18 protein-coding genes are annotated in these 17,149 nt (G+C 42.9%); 11 read left to right on the forward strand and 7 right to left on the reverse strand.

Annotation, left to right across the window (positions count from 1 at the left end; all coding sequences use genetic code 11):
• Nucleotides 1-143 precede the first annotated feature (143 nt).
• The 6 genes from ACQKC9_RS08150 to ACQKC9_RS08175 all read left to right on the forward strand — a co-directional run bounded on the left by ACQKC9_RS08150 (nt 144) and on the right by ACQKC9_RS08175 (nt 3,725).
• Nucleotides 144-707 carry a YqgE/AlgH family protein gene (locus ACQKC9_RS08150; RefSeq protein ID WP_319050758.1) on the forward strand — a complete coding sequence of 188 codons (564 nt, stop codon included), beginning with the start codon at nt 144-146 and terminating at the stop codon, nt 705-707.
• A gap of 50 nt (nt 708-757) precedes the next feature.
• Nucleotides 758-1,339 (forward strand): Holliday junction resolvase RuvX, encoded by a 582-nt coding sequence (gene ruvX, locus ACQKC9_RS08155; RefSeq protein WP_427621319.1) that lies wholly within the window; start codon nt 758-760, stop codon nt 1,337-1,339.
• An 86-nt stretch (nt 1,340-1,425) separates the two neighbouring features.
• Nucleotides 1,426-1,920, forward strand: a complete 495-nt coding sequence (locus ACQKC9_RS08160) for a hypothetical protein (RefSeq protein ID WP_427621320.1) — start codon at nt 1,426-1,428, stop codon at nt 1,918-1,920.
• An 83-nt stretch (nt 1,921-2,003) separates the two neighbouring features.
• Nucleotides 2,004-2,330 (forward strand): sulfurtransferase TusA, encoded by a 327-nt coding sequence (gene tusA / locus ACQKC9_RS08165; RefSeq protein WP_427621321.1) that lies wholly within the window; start codon nt 2,004-2,006, stop codon nt 2,328-2,330.
• A 66-nt stretch (nt 2,331-2,396) separates the two neighbouring features.
• On the forward strand, nt 2,397-3,335 hold the full coding sequence (gene xerD / locus ACQKC9_RS08170) for a site-specific tyrosine recombinase XerD (protein ID WP_427621323.1): 939 nt from the start codon (nt 2,397-2,399) through the stop codon (nt 3,333-3,335).
• Between the two features lie 60 nt (nt 3,336-3,395).
• Nucleotides 3,396-3,725 carry a DUF3817 domain-containing protein gene (locus ACQKC9_RS08175; RefSeq protein ID WP_427621324.1) on the forward strand — a complete coding sequence of 110 codons (330 nt, stop codon included), beginning with the start codon at nt 3,396-3,398 and terminating at the stop codon, nt 3,723-3,725.
• A 63-nt stretch (nt 3,726-3,788) separates the two neighbouring features.
• Here ACQKC9_RS08175 and ACQKC9_RS08180 read toward each other — a convergent pair whose 3' ends face one another.
• Nucleotides 3,789-4,232: a PH domain-containing protein gene (locus tag ACQKC9_RS08180; RefSeq protein WP_427621325.1), complete on the reverse strand. Its 444-nt coding sequence runs from the start codon at nt 4,230-4,232 to the stop codon at nt 3,789-3,791.
• Between the two features lie 241 nt (nt 4,233-4,473).
• On the opposite strand from ACQKC9_RS08180, the gene ACQKC9_RS08185 reads away from it, so the two are divergent.
• On the forward strand, nt 4,474-5,082 hold the full coding sequence (locus tag ACQKC9_RS08185) for a class I SAM-dependent methyltransferase (protein WP_102092644.1): 609 nt from the start codon (nt 4,474-4,476) through the stop codon (nt 5,080-5,082).
• A 112-nt stretch (nt 5,083-5,194) separates the two neighbouring features.
• Here the strand turns inward: ACQKC9_RS08185 and lptG are convergent, their stop codons facing one another.
• Both lptG and ACQKC9_RS08195 read right to left on the reverse strand, forming a co-directional pair.
• Nucleotides 5,195-6,403, reverse strand: a complete 1,209-nt coding sequence (gene lptG / locus ACQKC9_RS08190) for an LPS export ABC transporter permease LptG (RefSeq protein ID WP_427621326.1) — start codon at nt 6,401-6,403, stop codon at nt 5,195-5,197.
• A complete protein-coding gene (locus ACQKC9_RS08195; protein WP_427621328.1) occupies nt 6,403-7,719 on the reverse strand; it encodes an LPS export ABC transporter permease LptF in 1,317 nt (438 codons plus the stop codon). The genes lptG and ACQKC9_RS08195 overlap by 1 nt, the downstream gene beginning before the upstream one ends.
• A gap of 493 nt (nt 7,720-8,212) precedes the next feature.
• Between ACQKC9_RS08195 and ACQKC9_RS08200 the strand changes: the two genes are divergently transcribed.
• The 4 genes from ACQKC9_RS08200 to sstT all read left to right on the forward strand — a co-directional run bounded on the left by ACQKC9_RS08200 (nt 8,213) and on the right by sstT (nt 12,713).
• The gene (locus ACQKC9_RS08200) at nt 8,213-8,830 is read left to right on the forward strand and encodes a cysteine hydrolase family protein (RefSeq protein ID WP_427621329.1); all 618 of its coding nucleotides are present in this window, start codon (nt 8,213-8,215) and stop codon (nt 8,828-8,830) included.
• A gap of 225 nt (nt 8,831-9,055) precedes the next feature.
• On the forward strand, nt 9,056-10,711 hold the full coding sequence (locus ACQKC9_RS08205) for a leucyl aminopeptidase (protein ID WP_427621330.1): 1,656 nt from the start codon (nt 9,056-9,058) through the stop codon (nt 10,709-10,711).
• Nucleotides 10,712-10,718: 7 nt separating this feature from the next.
• Entirely contained in the window at nt 10,719-11,216 is a 498-nt protein-coding gene (locus tag ACQKC9_RS08210; RefSeq protein ID WP_427621331.1) for a DNA polymerase III subunit chi, read from the forward strand.
• A gap of 294 nt (nt 11,217-11,510) precedes the next feature.
• The gene (gene sstT / locus ACQKC9_RS08215) at nt 11,511-12,713 is read left to right on the forward strand and encodes a serine/threonine transporter SstT (protein WP_057757687.1); all 1,203 of its coding nucleotides are present in this window, start codon (nt 11,511-11,513) and stop codon (nt 12,711-12,713) included.
• Between the two features lie 81 nt (nt 12,714-12,794).
• On the opposite strand, the gene ACQKC9_RS08220 is transcribed toward sstT, so the two are convergent.
• The 4 genes from ACQKC9_RS08220 to ACQKC9_RS08235 all read right to left on the reverse strand — a co-directional run bounded on the left by ACQKC9_RS08220 (nt 12,795) and on the right by ACQKC9_RS08235 (nt 17,070).
• A complete protein-coding gene (locus tag ACQKC9_RS08220; protein WP_102083164.1) occupies nt 12,795-13,118 on the reverse strand; it encodes a chaperone modulator CbpM in 324 nt (107 codons plus the stop codon).
• A 100-nt stretch (nt 13,119-13,218) separates the two neighbouring features.
• Nucleotides 13,219-14,244, reverse strand: coding sequence for a DnaJ C-terminal domain-containing protein (locus tag ACQKC9_RS08225; protein ID WP_427621332.1), 1,026 nt, complete (start codon nt 14,242-14,244; stop codon nt 13,219-13,221).
• A gap of 151 nt (nt 14,245-14,395) precedes the next feature.
• A complete protein-coding gene (locus ACQKC9_RS08230; protein ID WP_427621333.1) occupies nt 14,396-16,450 on the reverse strand; it encodes a DUF4105 domain-containing protein in 2,055 nt (684 codons plus the stop codon).
• Between the two features lie 128 nt (nt 16,451-16,578).
• A complete protein-coding gene (locus ACQKC9_RS08235; protein ID WP_427621334.1) occupies nt 16,579-17,070 on the reverse strand; it encodes a DUF3015 family protein in 492 nt (163 codons plus the stop codon).
• Nucleotides 17,071-17,149 lie beyond the last annotated feature (79 nt).

Here is a 17,149-nt window from a genome sequence, read left to right on the forward strand (position 1 = left end):
TAAATAATCATTCGTTTTCATCAAAACGGATGGTTAGCTGAGTCTGTATGATGGTCAGTAGCAATTAGTGCAAATCTTGCTTTTCTATTGATTATCACCATATAGTGGTCTTTCACCCTTATTATTAGGTTGCGTTTGTTTCTATGTCTAAAACCAATTTGACCCATCATTTTTTGATTGCAGCACCTGAGCTGTCAGACCCAAGGTTTGAGCAGGCACTTATATATATTTGCCGTCATGACAAGCATGGTGCGCTAGGTCTGATGGTCAATCGTCCGCTTGAGCAATCTCGCGTAGGTAAGCTGCTAGAAGATTTAGACATTGAAGTGACCAATCCACAGGTGATGGAGGATGTGGCATTAGAAGGCGGCCCTATGTATCCTGAGGTTGGCTTTGTGCTGCATACTGGTCAGCCAGAATGGGCGTCTTCTTTTGCTATTTCAGAGAACGTTTGCATCACGACTAGCCAAGATATTCTGAAGCGTATTGCCGCAGGTCAAGGTGTCGGTCACTATCAGCTGTGCCTAGGTCATGCCAGCTGGGGTAAGAAACAGTTAGACCAAGAGCTGGGTAATGGTGATTGGTTAGTCTGCCCTGCCGATCTAAATTTATTATTTGATACACCGTTTGAAGAACGCTGGCAAATCGCAGCCGACAAAATCGGTGTCAACTTTGACTATCTTAGTAGCGACATAGGTCATGCGTGATCTCATACGCTCTGCGAATTTAGATAAAGACATAAAGGATACCCATTACTATGGTAGATAGTACTTTTACAGCCAATAGCACAGACGCTATAGATAATGACATTGATATTGATATTGATACTCTCGATAACGATAGCAATAGCACTGCTGAAACTATCGAGCCAGAGGTAAAGCCGCATCTTATCTTGGCGCTAGACTACGGCGTCAAAAAGATGGGTATGGCGCTCGGTAATACCATTACGCAGACAGCGCGTGCCTTTGACATATTGGCGATGAATAACGGTCAGCCAGATTGGGACAATCTAATTGGTATCATCAAAGTCTGGGGCGTGGCGCAAGTCGTGGTTGGCCTACCGCTTAATATGGATGGCACTAGCTCTATGCTTTCAAAACGAGCACACAAATTCGCTCGTCGTCTGGCCCATAGAGTGATGGAGCAACATTTGCCAGTGACCGTATCACTGTGTGATGAGCGGCTGACTTCAATCGAAGCAAGAGAAATCGCATGGGACAATGGTTGGATCAAAAACGAACGTGACCCAATCGATGATATCTCCGCTTGTATCCTAATGTCGACCTATTTTGCTGATCCTAATAGTAGTATCGCTATCGATGCAATCAAGGCAGAATAAAGCAGCCAAATAGGTAAAAGACACGTGTGCGGCTATAATGTCACTTCGATACATCATACCTCTCAACGGATAAATGACTGATTACTATGACCACTGTCTCAGACCAACCCTCGCAACATAAGTCACAGCATGGTTTTGCTCCACTTGCTATTGCCCGTATTAAAGGCGCACAACGTGCCAACCAAATAGCGATTTATCTCATTTATGTGGCTATTTTTGCATTTGTGGTCTTTGGCACGATTGCTAGTATCAAAGCTTTCCATGATAACCAGCTGCTTTATCAACTATTTTACAACTTACCCTATGCCTTAGTAGCCCTCACGATACCCATTACTATTTATGATGCGTTGGTCGTTTATCGTTATCGCTTAAATCAACCATCGATGATTGCCATGAGTATTGGTGTATCAACCATTATATTGGTTGGTGGATTAATTTTTGCTGATACTGCATGGTTAGGACTATCTTGTTGGCTGGGCGTAGCATTCTTATTTAAAGTAAGTTTTAAGCGGTTTTTTAACTTTTTAGAAGTAGCTGATGTGCCTGAAGTCGACGAAGAGGCTGAAAGTACTAAAGCGTAGACGATCTACAAAGTACGCCGCGATAAGCACTTAAGCAAACTACTCATCCTTAAACCCACTTATTTAGCTTTATGATAATGACTATGAACACTTCGATACCAGACACGCCTATCCACCATCACTTAGATACTCAAGGGCTGATTTGTCCTGAGCCTGTCATGATGCTACACCGCGTCATTCGTAAAGCAGATGGCGGCGAAGTGATTGAAATATTGGCGACGGATCCGGCTACCACGCGCGACATTCCGAATTTCTGTCGTCACCTGGGTCATGAGCTAATCGGTCAAGAAACACTGGCCGAAAACGTGAGCTTAGACGCTGATCCTGATGAAATCACTATCGATAGCGATAATGATACGCCTGCAAGCGTGACGCTATATCGCTATCTGGTTAAGAAAAAGATGGCATGATAAGTTTGATGTTATCTTAATAACTATCTGTCATCGCTAACTTAACCCCTACCTGAGTATTGTCTTATGAGCCGTGATCGTGCCGTGCAACAGCGTCAACCTAAAGCATTGGCGGTCGATGATGAGCCAGCTTATATGACTGAGTTTCGTCAAGCCATGCTGGCGCGCGGTCTAGCGACGCGTACTCGTAATGCGTACGTCCGCGACCTACGCTCTTGTGAGCTGACCAATTCTATCGCCCTGACACGTTGGCAGCCTGATGATGTGCTGCACTGTCTGTCCCTGCTTGCTCAAGATGGCAAAACCCCACGTACCCAAGCACGCATGCTCTCAAGCTTGCGCCAGTTTTATCTATGGATGATTGCTAGCAATCTGCGTGAAGATAATCCTTGTGAACGTGTCAAAAGTCCAAAACTCGGACGTCCGCTGCCAAAAGACTTAGCTGAGGCTGATGTCGATAATCTACTTGCCGCACCTGATACCAGTACCGCGCTTGGACTGCGTGATAAAGCCATGCTAGAAGTTTTATATGCCTGCGGTCTGCGGGTGAGTGAGTTGATTAACCTCTCATTAGAGCAAGTGAATCTTAACTCTGGTTGGCTACAAATCACAGGGAAAGGGAATAAAACGCGACTGGTGCCCCTCGGCGAATATGCAGCGGATGCATTGGAAGATTATCTGTCTCATGGGCGTGGCGACTTGATTGCGCATTTAAAATCGGGCAATTGCCAAGCGGTATTTTTGACGGCGCAAGGCGGCTATATGACACGGCAGAACTTTTGGTATTTACTTAAGAAGTACGCCAAAGTTGCCAGTATCGATAAAGAATTATCACCGCATACGCTACGTCATGCCTTTGCCACGCATTTACTCAATCATGGTGCAGACCTGCGTAGTGTGCAGTTATTGCTAGGGCATAGCGATTTATCAACCACGCAAATCTATACTCATGTAGCAACGGCGAGATTGCAGAAATTACATGCGGAGCATCACCCACGTGGGTAGCCTTGTCATATGGGCAGCATTGAAATCTAATATTATTGATGATTGTAAAAGGAATATATCGTGTCGCAAGCTCAACCGTCTACATTAACAAAGAGTCAAAACTCTGCACTTAGAAACCTCACTATCATGGGTTATTTAGAAGGTACATCTTTTCTATTGTTACTTGGTATCGCGATGCCACTCAAATATATGCTCGATATTCCAGAAGCGGTAAGCTATGTTGGTCCAGTGCACGGGGTATTATTCGTTGCCTATGTCATGGTGTTAATCATCACCGCGAGTAGAATAAGAATGCCGCTTTGGGCTTTGCCTGCTGGTGTGCTTGGCTCATTTTTGCCATTTGGGCCCTTTATATTTGATCATTTACTGAAGAAGAGTTTGGGGAAGTAGTTTCAAGAAACCTTCAATATCAAGAACGATGTATAGCTGAATGCGGCTAACTATAATGACACTCTATTCGCCTGCTGCATCTATCACTATTCTAGGATTACGTGCCCGTATCTCGCGATAAAAACGTGATTTGTCTTTTGGTGAAATTAGTATTTCTTCATCGTTATATAATATTTTAATCCTATCTAATGATAGTGCTGGCGCAGAACTCATACTTCGAGTCGGCGTAATATAGGTGATATCTGTAATTTCAATTTTTTGAACAGAGAACCCACTATCTACTTGTAGTTGGTCATTCGTTAATATGTACTTAGTACCGAAAAAAGGGATGAGCATTAGTGCTGCAAAAGGGATGAGAATAACCGTCATTAATATAGTTTGTATGAGGGATTTTTGAGCATCTCGCTTCCACTGCCATAATGGAACAGACACAGTAAATAAACTCAAACCCCAAAGTAACAGTGCAAGCCAGAAGTCTACTTTGGATACGAATATAATGTCTGGCATAAATAACACTTAGAGACTATCAGGTTAGATTTGATTCTATCTTAAGCGATACCTCTTATCTAATATCTCTAGCATTTTTTCTTAAAAATTTTTACGACATAGCAAAATGCAGTTCCATAAATAGATAGCTGCAAACCTGCCCTTTTCTCGTTACAATACCCTTATTAAAGTGCGTCATGATATACATGCTACCTAACTGGGCTGCGCACTACCTTTTACCTATCTATTATCCGAGAATCCCATGAGCCATAGACCACCTTCTGACCTGTTAAAAAACGCCGAACACTGGCGCGAAGATATCAATTTTCGCCAAGAAGTGCTAGGTAAGCCGTTTGATTTTGCGACCACGTGGGGTATTTTTTCACCGCAAAAGCTCGATGACGGTAGCTTGATGCTACTTGATTATGTGGATTTTGAACAAGATGATGATTCGATCGACTTAGGCTGTGGTTATGGTGTACTTGGTATGACAGCAGCGCGTGAATGTCCAAATGGTCAGCATACGCTGATTGATAAAGACTTTATGGCGGTAGAATACGCACGCCGTAACTGTGAAAAAAATGGTCTAAACAATGTCGATGTGCATTTATCAAATGGCTTTAATCATGTGGCAAAAGACAAAGACTTTAGCCTTGTGATGTCCAACTTGCCAGCCAAAGTAGGCAAAGAGCAGCATTATTTATACTTCCTCGATGCCTATGCGCGCATGCGTAAAGGTGGCCGTTTTTATGTCGTGACCATCAATGGCCTACGCCAATTTGTGAAGCGCTCATTTACCGAAGTGTTTGGCAATAGCGACAAAATCAAGCAAGGTAAAACCTATACGATTACGATGGCGACCAAAGACTAGTTTTAACTTCTGATCGATTTTCAGTCATTTAAACTAAAATTGAAATTGACATAAAAAAGCACGCTAAATTAGTTTTAGCGTGCTTTTTTATTTTGTATGACTAATTGTCTTTCTACATCTGGCGTTTTATCAAATATCCGCCTAATAGCGCGCTGCCGATAATCGGCAATAGCACCATGAGCATTGGTGAAAAGCCTGTGGCTAGCGATACAAAACCGACTAAATCTTGTATATAGCTAAATAGCAAACCAAACAACAATGCCACGACGATACGCAAGCCTAAGCTGTGCGTCCGTAGCGAGCCAAAGACAAATGAGCAGGCGACAATCACTAGCGACAATATCGACAATGGCGATAGTAGCTTTTGCCAAAATGCGACTTCATGATCTAAAGAACGATTGCCCTGCTGACGCATAAACGTGCGATGCTCATACAGCTGCGTCAATGATAAATCTTCTGCCTTACGCGTTAGCAGATACACAGACTCTGGGGCAAAGGGTAAGCTTAGCGTATCTGATGGTGAAATGGCTTGGCTACTCTCAAAGCCCTGATTGATGAAGAGCTTAACCATATCGTTTAACTGCCACTCGTAACGATACTGCTCACTTGGCTTTTCGCTATTTACATCAATTGGTTCACGGCCAGTATACTTTCCACCTTCCGCATGGACAGCGGTTTGCAAATTACCATTGTTGTCCAAATGCCAACGTTTCACCTCGCCAATATTGCCCGCGACATCAGCATAATCAATATATAAAACGTCGCTACCATCAGGTGTAGCACTGCCATCTTCTGAGGTTTCGAATCGCGGCTGTATCGTCCAATAGCCGCGTACCGAGGTGACCAGTGAGATGCTGTCTTCATCATTAATCTGTTTTGCCAACTGGTTAGAAGACGGTAGGATGAACTGATTGATAGCCAATGCCAGTAGTACAAATATCAAAGCGGGCTGCAATACCCAGCCGACGATACGATAGATACTGACCCCAGCCGCGCGCATGACGACCAGCTCGCTTTTATTAGCTAGCAAACCCAACCCTATGACAGCACCCAATAGCGCACCCGTTGGGATAAATTGCTCTAAAAAGTAAGGCGAACGATAAAAGATATATTTGAGCGCCTCGCCCATAGTGTAGTTATCATCTAACGAATCAAGCTCTGATAAGTAAGAGAAAATCAGCTGTAAAGCCCACAAACCAATGACGGCAGCGATAATAGCCAATAGAGCGTTGAGTTTGACATAGCGGCTAAGGACTTTTAGATTGGCAGGTTTTTTAGCCAATTGATCAGACTTGGCTGACTTAGCAAATAAAGAGCGCATTAAGACTGCCCTCCTTGTGAGCTGTTGTTCTGATTATCGATGTCGCTAACTGAGTTAGTTGCGGCAGCGGCTAGCCTGTTTTCTTGTTTGCGAAAGCGCAATCGATGTTGCACACGGCTACCCCAATTCATATAAAGCGCCAATGCCATAAATCCTAAGATAAGCCATGCATACGCCCATACACTGATGCTGTCTTTGCTCACTGCGTTTTTGAGCGAGATGATACCTAATGCACAGCTGACAAATAATAAGATAGAAGGAAACAAGCGCAGCCAACGTCCTTGACGCGGACGGACTTGCGCCAGTGGTACGGCCAACATAGGCGCGATAATCATCAGCCATGGTAGCGCCAAACGATAGCCAAGCTCACCTTGTGCAGCACGCATTGCACTGTTAGAGCCTGATGGTGAGCTACTCGTGGCGGCCTGCCACAATGCTCCAATCTTTTGCGTTTCGATATTGTCTTCGGTGATAACTTCCTGTGAAGACTCAGTCAAGGTGATGCGATAACGATCAAAAGCGACTTGATTATATTTCAGACTGCCTGCGCCAACTTCGTAACGACGTCCTTGAAACAGATCTAACTGGGTCACGCCGCTATTGCCGGTATCCACTTGCTCAGCACGCTTAGCCAGCGTAATGGTGTCTTTGCTAATGTCCTTTGCACCACTATTTATAATATCTTTAGGGATATCAGAGATGCCAATCTGTTCGGCCGTCTCGCTGTCAATCGTATTATTCATATCAGTGGCATTGGCATTAGCATCGACACTTTCAGCAGCACTACCTTTTTTCGCAGGTTCAGATTGGATTAATATCACATCTTGCAGTTTTTTCTTATCATCGCTGAGACTACCCACGTACAAATGATAATTACCGCTACTGATAAACTCGTTCGGACGAATCAAATCAAACGCGCTGGTTAATGCTTGCTGCTGCCACACAGCCTCAGAAGAGCGGACACCCCAAGGCTTGCCGACGACAGATAGCGCCGCTTCACCAACGAACAGCGCCAATATTAACGGTGTCATCAATCGAGCAAGCTTACCTCGAGATACGCCACTAGCATTAATCACTGCCATTTCTTGATCGACATATAAGCGGCCAAATACGAGCATCAAAGCGATAAAGAATGCTAACGGTAAAATGAGCTCTAAAAAGTACGGCAGGTTATACCCAATGATAGTAAACAGTAGGCTGACGTCCAAACGACCTTCAGCAGCGATGCCAAAATAGCGTATCAGACGACCGCCGAGCATCATCACTACCAAAAACCCCAACACTAAGGCAGTGGTTGAGGCAACTTGTTGTGTCATGTAGCGGCGTAATATCACAATGGGTACTCTTAAACGGTTGGTATGTGCGCAATTGATGATGAGCTTATTGACTATTTAGGTCGTACGACGACATATCACCAGCATGATATGGGACATTTACATACTCAAATAACGGTAAACGTTACTAAGCAACTGGTTAGTCATACTCAATAAACACAAGCGACAGATATAACCGCTAATGCTAGCATGTTTTGTCCAAAAATGGCTGTGAAATGTGTTTGAAAACATTACCTACACCTTGCTGAGAGCGCATTATTAACAGCAAATAACAAATATAGCAAATATTGGATAAATAATTGATAAAACCTCAAATTACATTGAATTGATAGTATTTATAGCGCTAAGTTTTTGCTTTATTTATTTTAGAAAGGTTTGTTTGTCATTCGTATCATCGAACATTTATCTCTGTTATTAATTGCTAGACTGACTGATAGAAAAATATACTTATATCGTCAAACGGAGAATAATACTAATGAATAAAACGACCTCTACACCCTCTACCCTACTTGAACTCGCTGGCGGCACTTTTGATGCGCTTGATTGGTCAAATTGCGCACTCGTTCTTATCGATTATCAAAATGAATATGTCGATGGCGCTATGCCATTAGGGGACGCTGGGGCAAAAGCCATCGCCAACGCACGTTTACTACTCGATAAAGCGCGTCAGCAAGATCTACCTATCTTTCACATAAATCATCACGGTGCCGAGAATGGCAATGTCTTTGACCCTTTATCAGCTAATGTTGAGATCGTCGAACAGTTGCAGCCACAAGATGGCGAAACAGTGATTGCCAAAAAGCATCCGAATGCCTTTTATGATACGCAATTACAATCATTGATCTCAGCAGCAGAAAAAAAGCAGATTATTTTTGCGGGTTTTATGAGTCATATGTGCGTCAGCTCAAGTGTCCGCGCCGCATTTGATTTAGGTTTCGATAGTTTTGTCTGCCATGATGCTTGTGCCACTCGCGACCTACCGAGCGCTACAAGAAAGCCGATAAGCGCTGAAATCATGCATGATACTGCCATGGCCGCACTACAAGACAGATTTGCCGCGATGGTAACGACCGATGAATTGATCAATGGCTAATATGTTGGCATCATCGAAAAATGATAATGTAACCGCTAAACCATAGCGTAAGTTAGCACAGCATAATAATTCAAACGTATTACCTAAGGCTTGCTAACTGCGCACGATTATCGCAATATGCTACACTACTGTGATTGCTCAACAGACCAAATAATCTAATAATCTGACAGGTATAAGCAGTCATCCAAATCCTGCAATTTTCATAACTCTAATAAGGATAACTATATGAATATCAAATTATCTCAGCATTTACCAAAGACCCATACGCAGAAAATCCTGAAAAAAGAAGCCAAAAGTAAAGACGATGCTTGTCTGGTTGTTTTAGTCGATGACAAGAAAAACATTCTGGCTGAATCTGTGCTGACCGAATATACCGCTCGCATTGAGCAGCTGATTGAAGTATCACATTTCAAGGGTACTACTTGTGAGACTGTTGCTGATTATGCGCTGGCAGGTGATAAAAAAACCACTAAGCAAAACCCTGTACAACTGCTATTGGTCGGTGTAGGCAATACTGATAAGTTCAACAATACAGTGCTGCAAAAAATCGCCAATACTATCTATAGCAGCACACAAAAGCGTGTGTCTTCTATCACTGTTGCCTTGGGTGATGCGCTAGAAGAAAATCACTTCGGTCAATTTGCGCTTAATCTGTTGGCAGCGAGCTACCGCTTTGATAAATATAAATCTGAGCAAGCCACGCCTGTATTGACTGATGTTTATCTGTTAGCTGATGAGTCACTACAGCCTGCGCTAGCATTTGCTCAGTCAGTATTTGCTGGTCAGAGCCTCACTCGTGATGTGGCCAATGAGCCTGGCAATATTTGCTTCCCAGCTTATATGGCTGAACAAGCTCAAGAGCTTGCGAAAACTTACCCTGACCTATTAACCGTGAAGGTACTAGGTGAGGACGAGATGTCAGCGCTAGGTATGCATTGCTTCTTGGCCGTTGCACAAGGCTCTACCAAAGAAGGTAAGCTGGTACTCATGGAGTACCGTGGTAAATCAGAATTTAGTTCAAATGTAGGCACTACTGAGCAAACCACTACTAACGCAAAAGTAAGTGGTCTAAAGGCATTAGCCGATAAACTACCAACTAAAAAGTCAGCTAAAAATGCAAGCAAAAATAGCAATGACAATGCACAAGCGACCAGTGACGACGCACCTATCGTATTAGTCGGTAAAGGCGTAACCTTTGATTCAGGCGGTATCTCAATCAAACCAGGTGCGGCGATGGATGAGATGAAGTTTGACATGGGTGGTTCGGCGTCAGTACTTGGTACAATCAAAGCGTTGTGCGAAGCTCGTCTACCAATCAATGTCGTTGGTGCGCTAGCCTGTGCTGAAAACATGCCATCAGGTGATGCAACACGTCCAGGCGATATCGTTAAAGCAATGAATGGTAAGTCAGTCGAAATCTTGAACACTGATGCTGAAGGTCGCTTGGTACTAGCAGATACCTTGTGCTACGTGCAGCGTTATCAGCCAAAAGCCATTATCGATGTTGCTACCTTGACTGGCGCCTGTGTGGTTGCGCTAGGCCATGTGCGTTCAGCCGTATTTAGTAATGATGAAGATGTCCTGTTTGATTTAGAAAATGCCAGCAACCTATCAGGCGATCTTATCTGGCATATGCCTTTAGATGATGAATATCAAGCTCAGCTTGATTCACCAATTGCTGATATGCAAAACATTGGTGGTAAAGGTGCTGGTGCCGTAACTGCTGCCTGCTTCTTATCGCGCTTCATTGAAGAAGGTCAAGCATGGGCGCATTTAGACATCGCTGGTACTGCATGGAACTCAGGTAAAGACAAAGCAGCCACTGGACGTCCTGTGCCATTGTTTATGCAATATCTAAAAAACAGCGCAGAGATGGCTTAATCCATTTATGAAAATTAGTTTTTATGTATTAAGTGAAATTAAGGCCCAAGATTTCTTGGGCTTTATTTGTCAGCTGACTCAGACGGCGCTTAACAAAAGCGCTCAGTCTTTGCTGATTTTAATTGAAGATAAGACATTACTAGCAAATCTAGATACGGCGCTTTGGGCACAAGATTCCACGAGTTTTATACCGCATCAATGTCTTTCTGATAATGACAATAAAAGTACCAATGATAGAGATACTGATGATAGCAATATCAACATTGTTACTCATAAATTATTAGCGCCTGTACTATTAGGCAATCATATGCCAGCTGATTTTAATGGCATCGTGCTCAATACGACGACACGTCCGGTCAACGATTTTATGGCTGCTACTAATAATTCAAAACCCTCTCGAGTCCTTGAGCTGATCCGACCTGATGCTGCAAGTACCCAAGAAGGTCGCAATAAATATAAAGCCTACCAGCAATTAGGTTACGATCTGACCCACTTTAAAGTGTAGCTCTACTGTTTACATCCCCTCGTATCTTTTTCTATTTTTGCAGCAAAACATACTCCTTACGCTATATATCCCTAATTCTGCTCTCTTATAGATGAGGTATTCTGAATAGCTAACCCCTGCCTATAAGTGCTGCATCCTTTTTTATACTAATTATATAACTCTGCTATCCCTCCATTTGTGCACAGTATCCACTGCTATGAGCGGTATGCGAATATGTCAAAAAATGCTACCATCCTTCGATAAATTTTCTGTTGTGACAATTCACTTACTTTTAACGGACTTGAGGGTGTACAGATGCGTTCATTAATTGCGATGTATCAGCGTATAGGGCTGGTGCCGCTTATTATTATTGGTTTGGTGTTAGGGGTATTGATTGGTTGGCTGGCGCCAAGTATCGGCACCGCCATAGGGTTGCTTGGTACACTCTTTGTCGGCGCACTAAAAGCAGTCGCTCCCATCCTAGTATTTATTCTGGTTATGGCAGCCATTAGTCAACATCGCAGTGGCAATGAAGTCTACGTAAAGCCTGTGCTTATCATGTACATGTTTGGCACTTTTTTGGCAGCACTAACGGCAGTCGGTGCCAGCTTTTTATTCCCGACAGAGCTTGTCTTGATCAACGCCGATATCGCGCAAGTACCACCTGCTGACCTAAAAGAAGTCTTGACGAACTTGCTCATGAACTTGGTCGCCAACCCGATCAATGCAATCGCTGAAGCCAACTATATTGGTATCTTAGCATGGGCAATTATTATCGGTTTTGCATTGCGCCAAGCCAGTGATACTGCTCGTAATGTTGTCGGTGATTTCGCTGATGCCATCTCACAAGTGGTTAAATGGATTATTGCTTTAGCCCCATTTGGTATCTTGGGCCTAGTTGCTAGCACGGTTGCTGAGACAGGCTTTGCTTCTTTGGCAGGCTACGCACGTATCTTGATGGTATTGATCAGCTGCATGTTATTCATTGCGTTGGTTGCCAATCCACTTATCGTCCTTATTAAAACGGGTAAAAATCCTTATCCACTCGTGTTCAGATGTCTGCGCGAATCAGGAATTACTGCCTTCTTTACACGCAGTTCAGCGGCCAATATTCCAGTCAATATGAACCTTGCCCGTAAGCTTGGACTGCATGAAGACACTTATTCGGTAACCATTCCACTAGGTGCCACGATCAATATGGCTGGTGCTGCGATTACCATTAATGTCTTAACGCTTGCTGCCGCTCATACGTTGGGTATCGAAGTGACGTTTGCATCAGCGCTGCTACTCAGCCTGGTTGCTACGATTAGTGCTTGCGGTGCTTCTGGTGTTGCTGGTGGTTCATTACTATTGATTCCACTCGCTGCTAGCTTATTTAGCATTCCAAATGATATCGCGATGCAAGTGGTTGCGATTGGCTTTATCATCGGTGTGATTCAGGATTCAGCTGAGACTGCCTTGAACTCTTCTACTGATGTGTTGTTTACAGCAGCAGCTGATCCTACTTATTCGCGTTAATTTTTGCTGAAGTGTTTTCTATAGACATAAAAAAAGGGCCTTTAAAGGGCCCTTTTTTTACATGTTATTTTGATTATTTGATTACTTTAGGTTGTCTATGTCGACTTCGATGACTGGTGTTTGCTGCTCTATCTGACGTTTAAGTTGGCGCAGTTGCTCAACTTCATCTAACAGCTCAAGTATCAAACCAATTGCTGGTACGCTGGCTTCAAAATCACGACTCAATCGCGATGCACGGCGCACTGTCGTCAGCTGATAACCAGTAAATTTTTCATGTTCTGGTACATCATATTCAATGATATTTTCTTCGATTAATTCGATGACCCATTGGCGCTCTTGGCCACAGGCAGAGACCAGTTCATCTAAGCTCATGATGATGTCTGTAAATTCAGTCGAGTGGTTCATAGCTATTATCCTCGTTTTCTCTTTATTTCATCGGTATCGTATTCATCTCTGCTATTCGTCTATTACTTCAGTAATAAATAACGGTTGTTCATAATCTTGTTTAACGACTAATATTGGTATCAGCAAAGGCTTGTTTTAGCTGCTCATAAGCCTGTATCGACGCATCGTTACTGACATCAGGGTTGACAATATTTAGAGTTAGATACAAGTCGCCTGCTTGCTTGGCAGGAATACCCTTGCCTTTAAGACGTAAATTACTACCGGACTTGCTGTTCTTAGGAATGGTCACACCAAGCGTACCTGCTGGCGTACTGACATTGATTTTTTCACCCAATGCCGCTTCCCACGGTGCGATATTCACGGTTTGATAAACGTCTGCGCCTTCTATACGAATATTGGCATCATGACGAATTTTAACCTTCAAAAACAAATCGCCATTTTTGCCATTACTGCTACCAGCAGCGCCTTGCCCTGCCAAACGAATTTGCTTACCGTCAGTAATACCTTTAGGAATTTTTATCTTAAGGGTTTTATTGTCATAGTCGACATTACCATTGGGCTGACGAACAGGGACATTTAGCTTAATGCTGTAGTCGTCGCCACTATAGACTGAAGATAAATCAACGGTAATCTCGGCATGCTGATCCTGACCTTTGCTGTCTTGCGTCCCAAAGCCACCACCAAATTGATCAAAGCCGCTGCTTTGAGAGCGACTGCCGGTTTGTCCACCAGCTGACCCACGTGCGCCGCGACCAAATGCTGAAAAAATGTCATCGAAGCGAAAACCACCATCACCAAAGGCCTCACCGTCGCCAAACTGATCTTTGATATCTTCCCAGCGAAAACCACCTTGACCTGCGCCAGTTTGCCCACTGCCCCCAAACCCACTTGATCTACTTTGACCTGCAAACGGATTATTGAGCATAGCGTCATATTCAGCACGCTTGTCTTTATCTCTGATCGTTTCGTAAGCGTTGTTTATTTCTGCAATTTTATTATCAGCGTCTGGATGATCACTAACATCGGGATGGTATTGACGAACGAGCTTACGGTATTTTTTTTTGATATCAGCGTCTGAGGCGTCTTTTTTGACCCCTAAAATGTCATAGTAGTTTTTCTCTGCCATGTTATTTTCCCCAAAATAAAAACATATTAGTGGTATCAGTCTGCCAATTTCAAACGATACGGTATAGATAGCTACTAGATTCTGCTATAGCAATTTTTGTAGCCTACTTATCATCATAACAACAATTACAACAAACACCGTTATATAAATATTACCAGTAGTGATGCCAAGCGATAGCAGCATCTATCGTATTTGAATCACCTAACACTACGCCGTTATCGGCCATCACAGTGTCTGAATATGTCATTGTAATCCTAGCATCGTTATTCTTTGATAGCTGCTGGCGTAATGTCAATTTGGCAACATCAATAGCAGCGCGCCCTTCTCGCTTTGAAGTTACGTAAGACAATTCAGCACTTTGGTTATTACGTTTCATACGTAAGCCAAGCTCCATACTGATATCTGCGTGTCTATCTTGATCATGGACCGTCGCATTGACCATACCATAGCCAAGTATATGTTTACCAAACTTAGCGCCTGCGCCAACGCCAGCTTGTGCATAAGGGCTATGTCGATTGCCAGTAAACATGTCTGTACGAGCGCCTGTTTTTAGTTGCCAAGACAGTTTAGGTTCGCCTGATAACGGTTGTCTAAGATCTTCAATTTGCTGCATGTCTAAAAATATAAAATCCGTCAATGCCCATTGGTGCTCATCAAAGTTATAACCCAGTGACGCTTTTACGGCTTCAAAACGTTTATCAATACCCGTATGAGCGTTAAGCGGGTCTTTTACAAATAGCGATAAACCAACTTCTGCCCTCTCGTCAGATAAAACGACGGTAGTCTGCGTGGTTTTGTTACTCAATGCTAGTGATGCTTTGTTCGGTACAGTCAGCTGAGCCAAACCATTGCTAGCTGGTAGCGCAAAACGCTGACTGAGCAATTCGCTTTTGAAAGCTCGCTGCTTCGGTGTATCGTCTTGGGTGATTTTATAAGTACGATGTAAGATCAGAAAATCAAGCGCAACCGCCCTATCGTCCGCGTTTAAAGTAGCAAGCAGGGCAGTGTTTTCTGTACGAATGACAGAGTTTATGATGGCTTGTATTGGCTTAGATAATTGTACAAACTTATCGCGCAGTTGCGTCTGTTCAGAGGGCAAATAGCGTACTGAAGACACTAATGAATCAGCGCCGTTGTCGTGTTCTAATAGCTGATCGAATACATAGTCTGGCGCATACCAAGGACCTACTCGCTCAGTCGTTTTTATGTCGCTTATCAGCTCAAGTATCTCTCCTGAGCGATAACCACAATTTTGTTTGATGAAGTAATAGTCAAATCGAGCGGACTTTGCTTCGTACAAATGATAGTTCAATAATTGCGTTTCAAAGGTATCTAGATTGAGCACGTACTCCCACATATCACGTTGCTCGTTCTTGGAGTATACCGCGTCTTGTTTAAAAAATTCCGTCTCTGAAAACCCAGCATCATAAAACCCAAATAGTCCTTTTAGCGCGTACATCGCACCGTTCTCATTTTCTGGAATACGAGCGCCGAAGTTGTATGAGTTATTAAGTAAGTCCTCGCTAGATAGCTCTCTGACATCACTGTTCGTATTATTTGCATTATCTATAGGCGTGTTGGTTTTGACCAGTACATGACCAAATGAAGAAGCTGGGTTTTTTAGATAGCTGCTTACTAGGATCAAGCTTATTTCTTGATTCGCATCGGGTAATTTTGAGCAGTTTTTGAGATCGACGTTCAGTTCTGGTAGATGATGATTAAGCCATAAATATCTGGCTGGATACTTACAAACTACGCCCTCATTATTTATTTGCTCTATCGTTGCTATAAGCTCTGCATAGGGATCAAAATTGCGTTTCGAACGAGGCTTAGGATTGGTTAAATAAAAATCTGGTGAGATGACTTCAGCCTTGCCATTTTTATAAAATAATAAATGTTGCCACTGGGAGTGCTTAGCCAATGATTTTAGTTTTATGAGGTCAATAGCGGTATCTTTTTGAGAGTTCCGGTTTTGCTCTTGTATCTGCGAGTCAGTGAGTCGTTGTACGCTTTGCACAATATCTGACAAGTTCACGGGATCACTTAAAGCCATGTCTGCTGCGATAGCCGAATCATTACTAGAAGAGAGCTTATTTTCTTTATCTACGGTTACGGGCGCTGCAGCATAGGTTTTCGTTTCATCAACTTCTGCGTTGCAAATAGTCGTAGCAGCCAAACAGGCGCCCCATAAAAACATCTTTTGCATTTTATTTAGATACCATAAATACATGAGCAATAAAAAACACGTAAGCACTAGGTTTACGTGTTTTTATCATTAAATTATCAAAATTTTGAGTATTAAACTAAAAATTTAATACCTAGCATTTTCAATATTTAGATAGCACAGCTTTGCTTAACGATGCTAAATAGCGTCTCAGCATTTTGATCTTGCGTAGCAGTACGATAGGCAGAGGTCTGAGTATATTGACCATATTGTGCGCGTACACTAGCAGCTGAATCACAGTTGGCAACGCTTTGTAGGGCAGATAAATGAGCACCTTGGCCTGAAGCTAAGTCTTTTTCCACACTTGGGAATGTTTCTTTGATCAAAACAGCAGCTCTAACGTTGCCACCTTGGCAAGTTTCAGGAGACATAGAATTAGAAGTCGCAGCGGTAGTACCCCAATCCCAAGTCACATTAGAGATAATAGCAAGGATAGGACTTGAATTACCGAACAAAGCGCCACCAATACCACATTCTTTGTATACTTGCTCAATCGTACGACCAGTCTCTACTTTTTTAAATTTAGAGCCAAGATCAGCATTCGCTGTACTAAACGGAATCATTGCCGCGACAACTGAAGCGAACGCAATTTTTTTCAACATAAAACTTCCTCGAAAGACGATAAAAAATAGATTATTTGATAAAAGATCAAACTTATCATGAGTACATTTGATAGATACT

The organism is Psychrobacter sp. NPDC078409 (assembly GCF_050268505.1).
Classification (GTDB): domain Bacteria; phylum Pseudomonadota; class Gammaproteobacteria; order Pseudomonadales; family Moraxellaceae; genus Psychrobacter.